At 56.4% G+C, this 12,109-nt stretch carries 13 protein-coding genes; all 13 read right to left on the bottom strand.

Annotated elements, in window-relative coordinates:
• Positions 1-7: 7 nt before the first annotated feature.
• The 13 genes from ACI77H_RS00705 to ACI77H_RS00645 all read right to left on the bottom strand — a co-directional run bounded on the left by ACI77H_RS00705 (position 8) and on the right by ACI77H_RS00645 (position 12,087).
• Positions 8-526 (bottom strand): TniQ family protein, encoded by a 519-nt coding sequence (locus ACI77H_RS00705; RefSeq protein WP_407009911.1) that lies wholly within the window; start codon positions 524-526, stop codon positions 8-10.
• Positions 527-683: 157 nt separating this feature from the next.
• On the bottom strand, positions 684-2,516 hold the full coding sequence (gene glmS, locus ACI77H_RS00700; protein WP_407009910.1) for a glutamine--fructose-6-phosphate transaminase (isomerizing): 1,833 nt from the start codon (positions 2,514-2,516) through the stop codon (positions 684-686).
• Between the two features lies 1 nt (position 2,517).
• Positions 2,518-3,294, bottom strand: coding sequence for a DeoR/GlpR family DNA-binding transcription regulator (locus ACI77H_RS00695; protein ID WP_407009909.1), 777 nt, complete (start codon positions 3,292-3,294; stop codon positions 2,518-2,520).
• Between the two features lie 193 nt (positions 3,295-3,487).
• The gene (glmU, locus tag ACI77H_RS00690) at positions 3,488-4,855 is read right to left on the bottom strand and encodes a bifunctional UDP-N-acetylglucosamine diphosphorylase/glucosamine-1-phosphate N-acetyltransferase GlmU (RefSeq protein WP_407009908.1); all 1,368 of its coding nucleotides are present in this window, start codon (positions 4,853-4,855) and stop codon (positions 3,488-3,490) included.
• Positions 4,856-4,971: 116 nt separating this feature from the next.
• Positions 4,972-5,397, bottom strand: coding sequence for a F0F1 ATP synthase subunit epsilon (locus tag ACI77H_RS00685; RefSeq protein ID WP_007969909.1), 426 nt, complete (start codon positions 5,395-5,397; stop codon positions 4,972-4,974).
• Between the two features lie 45 nt (positions 5,398-5,442).
• Positions 5,443-6,822: a F0F1 ATP synthase subunit beta gene (gene atpD / locus ACI77H_RS00680; protein WP_150630634.1), complete on the bottom strand. Its 1,380-nt coding sequence runs from the start codon at positions 6,820-6,822 to the stop codon at positions 5,443-5,445.
• A 27-nt stretch (positions 6,823-6,849) separates the two neighbouring features.
• Positions 6,850-7,710 carry a F0F1 ATP synthase subunit gamma gene (gene atpG, locus ACI77H_RS00675; RefSeq protein ID WP_407009907.1) on the bottom strand — a complete coding sequence of 287 codons (861 nt, stop codon included), beginning with the start codon at positions 7,708-7,710 and terminating at the stop codon, positions 6,850-6,852.
• 50 nt (positions 7,711-7,760) lie between these two features.
• Positions 7,761-9,305, bottom strand: a complete 1,545-nt coding sequence (gene atpA / locus ACI77H_RS00670; protein WP_008155713.1) for a F0F1 ATP synthase subunit alpha — start codon at positions 9,303-9,305, stop codon at positions 7,761-7,763.
• Positions 9,306-9,326: 21 nt separating this feature from the next.
• A complete protein-coding gene (locus ACI77H_RS00665; RefSeq protein WP_407009906.1) occupies positions 9,327-9,863 on the bottom strand; it encodes a F0F1 ATP synthase subunit delta in 537 nt (178 codons plus the stop codon).
• Positions 9,864-9,875: 12 nt separating this feature from the next.
• Positions 9,876-10,346 (bottom strand): F0F1 ATP synthase subunit B, encoded by a 471-nt coding sequence (locus ACI77H_RS00660; protein WP_008027535.1) that lies wholly within the window; start codon positions 10,344-10,346, stop codon positions 9,876-9,878.
• Positions 10,347-10,402: 56 nt separating this feature from the next.
• On the bottom strand, positions 10,403-10,660 hold the full coding sequence (atpE, locus tag ACI77H_RS00655; protein WP_002555987.1) for a F0F1 ATP synthase subunit C: 258 nt from the start codon (positions 10,658-10,660) through the stop codon (positions 10,403-10,405).
• A 133-nt stretch (positions 10,661-10,793) separates the two neighbouring features.
• Positions 10,794-11,663, bottom strand: coding sequence for a F0F1 ATP synthase subunit A (atpB, locus tag ACI77H_RS00650; protein WP_162437614.1), 870 nt, complete (start codon positions 11,661-11,663; stop codon positions 10,794-10,796).
• A gap of 16 nt (positions 11,664-11,679) precedes the next feature.
• Complete coding sequence (locus ACI77H_RS00645) at positions 11,680-12,087, bottom strand: F0F1 ATP synthase subunit I (protein WP_407009905.1); 408 nt, start codon at positions 12,085-12,087, stop codon at positions 11,680-11,682.
• Positions 12,088-12,109 lie beyond the last annotated feature (22 nt).

Raw genomic sequence — 12,109 nt, 5'->3', positions numbered from 1 at the left:
AAATGTTTCAATCTTTGGCCGACAGGTCACAGGTAGAGCGTCCAAACCATACCATTTGGACATTATTGCCAGATGAGAAAGTCGCATCGCAGAAGGGGCAGGATGCTAACAAGATAACATTATGATTCCCGCATACGGTCACGCCACGCTGATGGCTGCGGCGCCAGTAAGAATAACCAAAGGTACCCAAATCATCTCTGACGCATTCAGGACAATACGCATATTTGGTCTTATCTAGGCTTGGGCTATCACTCTTGGAAATATAATCTTTTTGCGAGTAGGAAATATCGTGAGTGTCCTTGAACACACCGGTAAGTGCATAACTGGTGTGATCATGAAGTAAACGATTGAAGCCATAGCATCCTGACCAATTCAGAACTGACGCAATGGTTTTTATCGTCAGCTTATCGATTCTGTATGGTAGGAGCTTTTTTAGCTTCGAGAAATCCGGATTTCCCAAATTGAGGTAAAGGGTTCGCTGCATATACGAATGTAGCGATTCATCGCGCTGGATTCTCGGAGTCATATGGAGGTCGGAGCAAGGCTGCTTCGTGCAGGCAATAGGGATTTTTGGCACGTCTGTAACAGGCGCTGATCAGAGCAATCAGCAACCTGCGACAGATTTAATTCACCAGCGACAGTTTTAATTCTCTAAAACCACCCTCGACTCAGCTGTGGATAACTTATTCCACAGTGACGGACTTCGCCAGGTTACGCGGCTGGTCAACGTCTGTGCCTTTCAACACTGCGACGTAGTACGACAGCAACTGCAGCGGGATGGTGTAGAGGATCGGCGACAGAATGTCGTGGATGTGCGGCATTTGCACAACGTGGGTGCCTTCACCGTTGGTCATGCCGGCCTGCTCGTCAGCGAAGACGATCAGTTGGCCACCACGGGCGCGGACTTCCTGGAGGTTAGATTTCAACTTCTCCAGCAATTCGTTGTTTGGCGCCACGGTCACTACCGGCATGTCGTTATCCACCAGCGCCAACGGGCCGTGTTTCAGCTCGCCGGCCGGGTACGCTTCAGCATGGATGTAGGAAATTTCCTTGAGTTTCAGGGCACCTTCCATCGCGACCGGGAATTGCGCGCCACGACCAAGGAACAGGGTGTGGTGCTTCTCGGCGAACAGCTCGGCGATTTTCTCCACAGTGCTGTCCATGGCCAGGGCTTCGCCCAGACGGGTCGGCAGGCGACGCAGTTCTTCAACCAGTGTCGCTTCGACGCCTTTGGCCAAGGTGCCGTGCACCTGCCCCAGGGACAACGTCAGCAACAGCAGGCCAACCAATTGAGTGGTGAAGGCTTTGGTCGAAGCCACGCCGATTTCGCGGCCGGCCTGGGTCAGCAAGGTCAGGTCGGATTCACGCACCAGCGAGCTGATGCCGACGTTGCAGATCGCCAGGCTGGCGAGGAAGCCCAGCTCCTTGGCGTTGCGCAGCGCGGCCAGGGTGTCGGCGGTTTCGCCGGACTGGGAAATGGTCACGAACAGGGTGTCGGGCTGCACCATGACTTTGCGGTAGCGGAATTCGCTGGCGACTTCGACCTGGCACGGGATGCCGGCAAGCTCTTCCAGCCAGTAACGGGCGACCATACCCGCGTGGTAGCTGGTGCCACACGCGACGATCTGCACGTTGCGCACTTTGGCGAACAGCTCGGCAGCCTGTGGGCCGAAAGCCTGCACCAATACGCCGTCCGGGCTCAGACGACCTTCAAGGGTACGCTGCACCACGGCGGGTTGTTCGTGGATTTCCTTGAGCATGAAGTGGCGGAATTCGCCTTTGTCCGCCACATCGGCGCCGTCACGGTACTGCACGGTTTCACGCTGAACAGTCTTGCCGGTAACATCCCAGATCTGCACGCTATCGCGACGAATTTCGGCGATATCGCCTTCTTCCAGATACATAAAGCGGTCAGTGACCTGGCGCAGGGCCAACTGGTCCGAAGCGAGGAAGTTTTCACCCAGGCCCAGGCCAATCACCAGCGGGCTGCCACTGCGAGCGGCAAGCAGACGATCGGGTTGCCGAGCGCTGATCACGGCCAGGCCGTAAGCACCGTGCAACTCTTTAACAGTGGCCTTGAGGGCCACAGTCAGGTCGTGCAGATCCTTGAGTTTGTGGTTCAGCAGGTGGGCGATGACTTCGGTGTCGGTGTCCGATGTGAACACGTAACCCAATGCCTTGAGTTGTTCGCGCAGGGCTTCGTAATTCTCGATGATGCCGTTGTGCACCACCGCCAGATCACCGGAGAAATGCGGGTGAGCGTTGCGCTCGCACGGCGCACCGTGCGTGGCCCAGCGAGTGTGGGCGATGCCCAGGCGACCGACCAGCGGCTCGGCCTGGAGCGCCAGTTCCAGCTCGCTGACTTTACCCGGACGACGCATGCGCTCGAGTTGTTGGTCATTGGTATAAACCGCCACACCGGCACTGTCATAGCCACGGTATTCCAGGCGCTTGAGGCCTTCGAGGAGGATGGCAGTGATGTTACGTTCTGCGACTGCACCGACAATTCCACACATGCTATTTCTCCTGACTGACAGCCGCGCATATCAGCGTGATACCGCGGGCTTGTATCTGATCGCGTGCCTCCAGCGGCAGGCGATCATCGGTAATTAGGGTATGGACGCTGCTCCATGGCAGCTCCAGGTTGGGAATCTTGCGGCCGATCTTGTCGGACTCCACCATCACGATCACTTCCCGAGCGACATCCGCCATGACGCGGCTGAGTCCCAGCAATTCATTGAAGGTAGTGGTACCGCGCACCAGGTCGATGCCGTCGGCACCGATGAACAACTGATCGAAATCGTATGAGCGCAGCACTTGCTCGGCAACTTGCCCCTGGAAAGACTCGGAGTGCGGGTCCCAGGTGCCGCCAGTCATCAACAGCACCGGCTCGTGTTCGAGTTCACTCAGGGCGTTGGCGACATGAAGCGAGTTGGTCATCACCACCAGACCCGGCTGCTGACCGAGTTCCGGAATCATCGCCGCGGTGGTGCTGCCGCTGTCGATGATAATCCGTGCATGTTCGCGAATCCGCGTGACCGCTGCGCGGGCAATCGCCTGTTTGTATCTGGACACCGGCTGACCAATATCGGCGACCAGTTCCTGAGGCATAGTGACCGCACCGCCATAGCGACGTAACAAAAGGCCGTTGCTTTCGAGTGCCGCCAGATCCTTGCGAATCGTAACTTCCGAGGTTTCGAAGCGCTTGGCCAGCTCATCCACACTGACTTCGCCCTGCTCATTGAGCAAGGCGAGGATGTTGTGACGGCGTTGAGGTGTATTGCGCTTGGACATGACTTGATAAGTTTCGATTCGAAAGATAACGGAAGCAATCAAAACCTATTGACGAAACTTCGTCAAGCGTGAGGCGATAAAAAGATCTGTGGATAACCTTGTAGGAGCCGGCTTGCTGGCGATTGCGGTTCCACTGATGTACCGCGTCGTTTCGATCGCCAGCGAGCCGGCTCCTCCATGGATTGTGGATAACTTATGGTTTTTTGATTTTCTCTGGCCGTTTCCAGCCGTCGATATTCTTCTGCCGTGCACGGCCGACGGCCAACTGCGCGTTATCCACATTCTGCGTGATGGTCGATCCGGCTGCAGTGGTTGCACCGCTAGAGATATCCACAGGCGCCACCAACGAGTTGTTGGAACCGATGAACACGTCCTCACCCAACACGGTTTTCCACTTGTTGACGCCATCATAGTTACACGTGATGGTGCCCGCGCCGATGTTGGTCCGCGCGCCGATCTCGGCATCGCCCAGATACGTCAAATGACCGGCCTTGGCGCCTTCGCCCAAGTGAGCGTTTTTCAGCTCGACAAAGTTACCCACATGCGCACGAGCCTCCAGCACGGTTCCGGGACGCAGGCGTGCGAATGGCCCGGCATCGCTGCCTTCGCCCATGATCGCGCCGTCGATATGGCTGTTGGCCTTGATCACCACGCCTTTACGCAGGGTGCTGTCCTTGATCACGCAATTCGGCCCGATCACCACGTCATCTTCGATGACAACCTTGCCTTCGAGAATGACGTTGATGTCGATCAGCACATCGCGTCCGACGGTGATATCGCCGCGGACATCGAAACGTGCCGGGTCGCGCAGGGTCACGCCTTGGGCCATCAAACGGCGACCCGCACGCAGCTGATAATGACGCTCGAGTTCAGAAAGCTGCTTGCGATCATTGGCGCCCTGCACTTCCATGGCGTCATGAGGCTGCTCGGTGGCCACCACCAGACCATCGCTGACCGCCATGGCAATCACATCAGTCAGGTAGTACTCACCCTGGGCGTTGTTGTTGGAGAGACGGTTCATCCAGCCGCCAAGTTGCGCGAACGGCAGCGCGAGAATGCCGGTGTTGCCTTCAGTAATCGCACGCTCGGCTTCGTTGGCGTCTTTCTGCTCGACGATGGCCGTCACCTTGCCGGCAGCATCACGGACGATGCGGCCATAGCCGGTCGGATCGTCCAGCTCCACGGTCAGCAAGCCTAATTGCTGCGGCGCAACTTGCTTGAGGAGGCGCTGAAGGGTCTCGACTTCGATCAACGGCACGTCGCCGTAAAGAATCAGGACGGTATCGGACTCAATGAATGGCACTGCTTGAGCAACCGCGTGGCCAGTACCCAGCTGTTTGTCCTGCAGAACGAAATTCAGATCATCCGCTGCCAGTCGCTCACGTACGGCGTCGGCGCCGTGGCCAATCACCACGTGGATGCGCTGTGGATCAAGTTGCCGAGCGCTGTGGATAACATGACCGAGCATCGAGTTGCCGGCAATTGGGTGCAGAACTTTCGGCAGAGCCGAACGCATGCGAGTGCCTTGGCCGGCAGCGAGGATAACAATTTCAAGAGACATGACAGGCTACCAATCCTGGGTGGTCAGCGGCTGCGACCAGGTTATGAAAATCGGAAAAGAAAAAAGGGTAGCCGAGGCTACCCTTTTTAATCAATCGCGCAACAAGTGATGGCCTGTTAGTGGCCGAACTTCTTGCGGATCTGCTGGACGGTGCGCAGCTGAGCTGCAGCCTCGGCCAGACGTGCGGCAGCAGAACCGTAATCGAATTCCGCGCCCCGCTCATGCAAGGCCTTCTCGGCAGCCTTAACGGCTTCCTGAGCGGAGGCTTCGTCCAGGTCGGCAGCTCGTTGCACGGTGTCGGCAAGAACCTTGACCATGTTCGGCTGAACCTCGAGGAAACCACCGGAGATGTAATACACCTCCTCTTCCCCGCCCTGCTTGACCAGGCGGATCGGGCCAGGCTTGAGATTAGTGATCAGCGGCGCGTGGCCCAGGGCGATACCAAGATCACCCAGTGCACCGTGCGCAATCACCATCTCGACCAGGCCGGAAAAGATTTCTCCTTCCGCACTGACGATATCGCAATGGACTGTCATAGCCATCTGATTGCCTCAACCTAAATTAGCGCCCGTTGCCGGGCGCCGGGATTACAGTTTCTTGGCTTTCTCGATCGCTTCTTCGATGCCGCCGACCATGTAGAACGCTTGTTCTGGCAGGTGGTCGTAGTCACCGTTGAGGATGCCTTTGAAGCCAGCAATGGTGTCTTTCAGGGAAACGTATTTACCCGAAGCACCGGTGAAGACTTCAGCCACGAAGAACGGCTGCGACAAGAAACGCTGGATCTTACGAGCACGGTTTACCAACTGCTTGTCGGTTTCCGACAGCTCGTCCATACCTAGGATCGCAATGATGTCCTTCAGTTCTTTGTAACGCTGCAGAACATACTGTACGCCACGAGCGGTGTCGTAGTGGTCCTGACCGATCACGTTAGGGTCCAACTGGCGCGAAGTCGAGTCGAGTGGATCGACCGCCGGGTAGATACCCAGGGAAGCGATGTCACGGGACAGAACGACGGTGGCGTCCAAGTGGGCGAAGGTGGTCGCTGGCGACGGGTCAGTCAAGTCATCCGCAGGTACGTATACCGCTTGGATCGAGGTGATCGAACCGTTTTTGGTCGAAGTGATACGCTCTTGCAGAGTACCCATCTCTTCGGCCAGGGTCGGCTGGTAACCTACTGCGGAAGGCATACGGCCCAGCAGTGCGGATACTTCAGTACCGGCCAGGGTGTAACGATAGATGTTGTCGACGAACAGCAGAACGTCGTTACCTTCGTCACGGAACTTCTCGGCCATGGTCAGGCCAGTCAGAGCTACGCGCAGACGGTTACCCGGCGGCTCGTTCATCTGACCGTAAACCAGTGCCACTTTGTCCAGAACGTTGGAATCCTTCATCTCGTGGTAGAAGTCGTTACCCTCACGAGTACGCTCACCCACACCGGCGAACACGGAATAACCGCTGTGCTCGATGGCGATGTTACGGATCAGTTCCATCATGTTTACGGTTTTGCCTACACCGGCACCACCGAACAGACCAACTTTACCGCCCTTGGCGAACGGGCAAACCAGGTCGATAACCTTGATGCCGGTTTCCAGCAGGTCGTTGCCGCCAGCTTGTTCAGCGAAGGTTGGCGCAGGACGGTGAATGCCCCAGCGCTCTTCGGTGTCAATCGGGCCAGCTTCGTCGATCGGGTTGCCCAGAACGTCCATGATCCGGCCCAGAGTCGCTTTACCGACCGGTACGGAGATGGCTGCGCCAGAATCGGTGACTTCCAGACCGCGCTTCAAGCCCTCGGTGGAACCCATCGCAATGGTACGAACCACGCCGTCGCCCAGCTGCTGCTGAACTTCAAGAGTGGTGCCTGCATCGCTTTTTACACTCAAAGCGTTGTAGATGCTCGGTACGCTGTCGCGTGGGAATTCCACGTCGATAACGGCGCCGATGATTTGAACGATACGTCCGCTACTCATAGCTGGATCCTCTGAATATTTGAACCGTTAAACCGCGGCAGCGCCGCCGACGATTTCCGAGATCTCTTGGGTGATCGCAGCCTGACGCGCCTTGTTGTAGACCAGCTGCAAATCGCTGATCAAATCACCGGCGTTGTCGGTAGCGTTCTTCATCGCGATCATCCGCGCAGCTTGTTCAGCCGCGTTGTTCTCGACCACCGCCTGGTAGACCTGCGACTCCACGTAACGGATCATCAAGCCGTCAAGCAGCTCTTTGGCGTCCGGTTCGTAGAGATAGTCCCAGTGGTGCTTGAGTTCTTGATCCGGGGTTGCCACCAGCGGAATCAACTGCTCCACGGTAGGCTGTTGCGTCATGGTGTTGATGAACTTGTTGGACACAACGCTCAAACGGTCGATACGACCATCGAGGTAGGCATCCAGCATCACCTTGACGCTGCCAATCAGATCATTGATCGATGGCTCTTCACCCAGGTGGCTGATAGCGGCTACGACGTTGCCGCCGAAGTTGCGGAAAAAAGCCGCACCCTTGCTACCAACAACACACAGATCGATCTCGACGCCGTTTTCACGGTTTTTCGCCATGTCCTTGACCAAGGCCTTGAACAGGTTGGTGTTCAAGCCACCACACAGACCACGGTCACTGCTCACCACGACATAACCAACGCGCTTTACTTCGCGATCGATCATGAACGGGTGGCGATATTCCGGGTTAGCGTTGGCCAAATGGCCAATAACCTGGCGGATGCGCTCCGCGTAAGGACGGCTAGCAGCCATGCGCATTTGTGCCTTGCGCATTTTACTGACCGCCACTTTTTCCATGGCGCTGGTAATCTTTTGCGTGCTTTTGATGCTCGCAATCTTACTGCGAATCTCTTTTGCGCCTGCCATGTAACACCTATCAGGTTAGCAAGCGGGAGCCTTGCGGCTCCCGCTGCGGCTTACCAGGTTTGGGTGGCCTTGAACTTCTCGATACCGGCTTTCATGCCAGCGTCGATTTCGTCATTGAAGTCACCCTTCACGTTGATCTTCGCCATCAAATCGGCGTGATCGCGGTTGAAGAAAGCAATCAGCGCTTGTTCGAAGCTGCCGATCTTGGCGATTTCAACGTCAGTCAGGAACCCACGCTCAGCGGCATACAGCGACAGCGCCATGTCAGCGATCGACATTGGTGCGTATTGCTTCTGCTTCATCAGCTCGGTAACGCGCTGACCATGCTCAAGTTGCTTACGGGTCGCTTCGTCCAGGTCAGAAGCGAACTGGGCGAATGCCGCCAGTTCACGGTACTGAGCCAGAGCGGTACGGATACCACCGGATAGCTTCTTGATGATCTTGGTCTGAGCGGCACCACCCACACGGGATACCGAAACACCGGCGTTCACAGCAGGACGGATCCCGGAGTTGAACATGGCCGATTCCAGGAAGATCTGACCGTCGGTGATGGAAATCACGTTGGTCGGAACGAACGCGGAAACGTCGCCAGCCTGGGTTTCGATGATCGGCAGTGCGGTCAGGGAACCGGTTTTGCCGGTCACTGCGCCGTTGGTGAACTTCTCTACGTATTCTTCCGAAACGCGGGATGCGCGCTCCAGCAGACGGGAGTGGAGATAGAACACGTCGCCTGGGTAAGCTTCACGGCCTGGTGGACGGCGCAGCAGCAGGGAAATCTGGCGGTAAGCCACTGCTTGCTTGGACAGATCGTCATAAACGATCAGCGCGTCTTCACCGCGGTCGCGGAAGAATTCACCCATGGTGCAACCGGAGTACGGTGCCAGGAATTGCAGTGCTGCAGATTCCGAAGCGCTCGCTGCCACGACAATGGTGTTAGCCAGTGCGCCGTTTTCTTCCAGCTTGCGAACCACGTTGGCGATGGTCGATTGCTTCTGACCGATCGCTACGTAGACACAGAAAATGCCGCTGTTTTTCTGGTTGATGATCGCGTCGATCGCCAGAGCGGTTTTACCGATCTGACGGTCACCGATGATCAGCTCACGCTGGCCACGGCCGACAGGGATCATGGCATCGACAGCCTTGTAGCCAGTCTGTACAGGCTGGTCTACCGACTTACGCCAGATCACGCCTGGAGCAACTTTCTCGACCGCATCGGTCTCGGTGTTGTTCAGCGGACCTTTGCCGTCAACTGGGTTACCCAGTGCGTCGACTACGCGACCCAGCAGTTCCTTACCAACCGGAACTTCGAGGATGCGGCCGGTGCACTTGGCGCTCATGCCTTCAGCCAGAGACTGGTAGGAGCCCAAAACTACGGCACCTACGGAGTCTTGCTCCAGGTTGAGAGCCATACCGAAGACGCCGCCCGGAAACTCGATCATCTCGCCGTACATGACGTCGGCCAGACCGTGAATCCGCACGATACCGTCAGATACGCTGACGACAGTGCCTTCGTTACGGGCTTGGGAGGTCACATCGAGCTTGTCGATGCGGCCCTTGATAATTTCACTTATTTCGGAAGGATTGAGTTGCTGCATTGCTCTGCTGCCCCTTCAAACTCAAGATTTCAATGCTTCGGCAAGGTTCGCGAGTTTGCCGCGAACCGAGCCATCGATAACCAGGTCGCCGGCGCGGATGACAATGCCCCCAATAAGGGATTTGTCTTCCTCGACTTGCAGGCGCACTTCCCGGTTGAGTCGTGCACTGAGAACCTTGGCGAGTTTGTCTTGCTGTTCTTGGTTCAATGCAAAAGCACTGGTCACTTCAACGTCTACCGATTTCTCTTGTTCGGCCTTGTACAGGTCGAACAGAGCGGATATCTCCGGCAAAAGCGGGAGACGGTCGTTTTCGGCAACGACGTTAATGAAGTTCTGCACCTTCACATCAAACTTGTCGCCGCACACGTCAATAAACGTGGCGGCCTTGTCTGCGCTCGTCAGTCGCGGGGCCTTGAGCACGCGCTGCATGGTGTCGTCTTGCGACACTGCTGCAGCCAGGCCGAGCATGGCTGACCAAGAGGCCAGTTGCTGGTGGGCCTGGGCGTGCTCGAAGGCTGCCTTAGCGTAAGGTCGGGCCAACGTGGTCAATTCTGCCATGATCGCCCTCGCTTAAATTTCAGCAGCCAGTTTGTTTACCAGCTCCGCGTGCGCGTTTTGATCGATTGTGGCACCCAGAATCTTCTCGGCGCCGCCAACGGCCAGAGCACCCAATTGGGCACGTAGCGCGTCTTTGACACTGTTCAGTTCCTGCTCGATCTCGGCCTGAGCCTGAACCTTCACACGGTCAGCGTCGATACGGGCTTTTTCAACAGCCTCTTCAACGATCTGGTTACCGCGTTTCTTGGCTTGCTCAATGATTTCAGCTGCCTGAGCCTTAGCTTCGCGCAGTTGTTGACCCGCTTTATCTTGGGCCAACTCCAGGTCGCGAGCTGCTCGGGCGGCAGCGTCCAATCCATCCGCGATCTTCTTCTGACGTTCGTGCAAAGCCGCGATGACCGGAGGCCACACGAACTTCATGCAAAACAGTACAAAAATGAAGAACGCAACGGACTGGCCAATCAGGGTTGCATTAATGTTCACGCCAACACCTCGCTCGTTCGTTGCACATCAAACCAATCACTCGAAGGTTCGAGTGATTAGCCAGCGAGTTGACCAACGAATGGGTTCGCGAAGGTGAAGAACAAAGCGATACCAACACCGATCATGGTTACGGCGTCGAGAAGACCGGCAACGATGAACATTTTAACTTGGAGCATTGGAACCATTTCTGGCTGACGCGCTGCGCCTTCCAGGAACTTGCCGCCCAACAGGCCGAAACCAATTGCGGTACCCAGTGCGCCCAGGCCGATCAACAGTGCAACAGCGATAGCGGTTAGACCAACTACAGTTTCCATCTTTCCTCCCGACTTTTACGTCGTATGGTTTAGGTTTTTTAGATTTTAAAGCGGTAAAACAAATCGTTTCATAGCCCTGTTCGGGCACCCACCCGTTTGACCGGGTGGGACATCAGACTAGTCGAGACTGGTCTTAATGGTTCTCTTCGTGCGCCATCGACAAGTAAACGATGGTCAGCATCATGAAGATAAACGCCTGCAGGGTGATGATCAGGATGTGGAACACAGCCCACGCCCACTGCAGAACTACGCCCAGGCCGCTAAGCCAGAGCAGACCGCTGCCGAACATCACAGCAATCAGAATGAAGACCAGCTCGCCGGCGTACATGTTGCCGAACAGACGCAGCGCCAAGGAGATTGGCTTGGCGATCAGGGTGACGAATTCCAGCAGGAAGTTCACCGGGATCAGCAGCGCTTGCAGGAAAATGTTCTTGCTGCCGAACGGGTGCAGGGTCAGTTCGCCGATGAAACCGCCGATGCCCTTGACCTTGATGCTGTAGAAAATGATCAACGCGAACACCGACAGGGCCATGCCCAAAGTAGCGTTCGGGTCAGTGGTCGATACGGCACGGAACGGAATGTGCGCATCGCCAGTGATCAGGATGGCCAGCTGAGGAATCCAGTCGACCGGGATCAGGTCGACGGCGTTCATCAGGAAGACCCAGACGAAGATGGTCAGCGCCAGCGGTGCAATCACCGGGCTACGGCCATGGAAGCTGTCTTTCACGCTGCCATCGACGAATTCGACCAATACTTCAACGAAGTTCTGCAAAGCACCAGGCTGACCGGAAGTCGCCTTCTTCGCCGCCATGCGGAAAAGAAGAACGAAGATCAGACCCAAAGCGACCGACCAGCCGAGAGTATCGACGTGGAAAGCCCAGAAGCCCATTTCTTTGGCTTCTGCTGCGGTGTGGGCAAAACCCCACCCGCCGGTTGGGTGCTGACCGAAAGTCAGGTTCTGCAAGTGGTGCTGGATATAGCCCGAAGCGGTTGTTTCTGCCATGGTTGCCTCAAACGCCCTAAGGTCTCGAAAGTCTTGTTCTCATCAGCAGGGGCGCGAACCAGCTGACCAGTTGGGTCAACACGAAGACGCCGAATACAGCTAGCGGCGCCAATGGCTTCACACCTGCGAACGTCAATGCAAAGAGCACTGCCGTCAAAATCAGTTTGCCCGCCTCACCGGCATAAAAAGACCGGACGATGGCTTGAGCTGCTCGGGCGCCGGAAAACCGAAATGCCCTGTGAGCGAAATAAACATTGGGCAGCAAGGCTATCAGGCCTCCGCAAAGTCCTGAGTATCCGGTAACGACTCCATGCCAGTACCAGAGCGCCAAAGCGGCCAGTAGCAAAACGACAAATTGAGCCATCAACACCGGAAAAACTGCCAGGCGATGGAACGGCAAGCGGTTTGGCATGCGGCTCTCCATCGTTTTTGCTCCCCAATGATCG

Source organism: Pseudomonas sp. O230, from assembly GCF_045447035.1.
Lineage (GTDB): Bacteria > Pseudomonadota > Gammaproteobacteria > Pseudomonadales > Pseudomonadaceae > Aquipseudomonas.
The sequence above is the reverse complement of the archived record's forward strand: the minus strand, read 5'-3'. Positions and strand labels throughout refer to the sequence as shown.

What these genes read in the sequence shown, in the direction of transcription:
- ACI77H_RS00695 (WP_407009909.1), bottom strand. Translation starts at nt 3,294, where the DNA reads ATGTCCAAGCGCAATACACCTCAACGCCGTCACAACATCCTCGCCTTG.
- ACI77H_RS00645 (WP_407009905.1), bottom strand. Translation starts at nt 12,087, where the DNA reads ATGGAGAGCCGCATGCCAAACCGCTTGCCGTTCCATCGCCTGGCAGTT.
- ACI77H_RS00685 (WP_007969909.1), bottom strand. Translation starts at nt 5,397, where the DNA reads ATGGCTATGACAGTCCATTGCGATATCGTCAGTGCGGAAGGAGAAATC.
- glmU (WP_407009908.1), bottom strand. Translation starts at nt 4,855, where the DNA reads ATGTCTCTTGAAATTGTTATCCTCGCTGCCGGCCAAGGCACTCGCATG.
- atpE (WP_002555987.1), bottom strand. Translation starts at nt 10,660, where the DNA reads ATGGAAACTGTAGTTGGTCTAACCGCTATCGCTGTTGCACTGTTGATC.
- atpD (WP_150630634.1), bottom strand. Translation starts at nt 6,822, where the DNA reads ATGAGTAGCGGACGTATCGTTCAAATCATCGGCGCCGTTATCGACGTG.
- glmS (WP_407009910.1), bottom strand. Translation starts at nt 2,516, where the DNA reads ATGTGTGGAATTGTCGGTGCAGTCGCAGAACGTAACATCACTGCCATC.
- atpA (WP_008155713.1), bottom strand. Translation starts at nt 9,305, where the DNA reads ATGCAGCAACTCAATCCTTCCGAAATAAGTGAAATTATCAAGGGCCGC.
- ACI77H_RS00705 (WP_407009911.1), bottom strand. Translation starts at nt 526, where the DNA reads ATGACTCCGAGAATCCAGCGCGATGAATCGCTACATTCGTATATGCAG.
- atpB (WP_162437614.1), bottom strand. Translation starts at nt 11,663, where the DNA reads ATGGCAGAAACAACCGCTTCGGGCTATATCCAGCACCACTTGCAGAAC.
- atpG (WP_407009907.1), bottom strand. Translation starts at nt 7,710, where the DNA reads ATGGCAGGCGCAAAAGAGATTCGCAGTAAGATTGCGAGCATCAAAAGC.
- ACI77H_RS00665 (WP_407009906.1), bottom strand. Translation starts at nt 9,863, where the DNA reads ATGGCAGAATTGACCACGTTGGCCCGACCTTACGCTAAGGCAGCCTTC.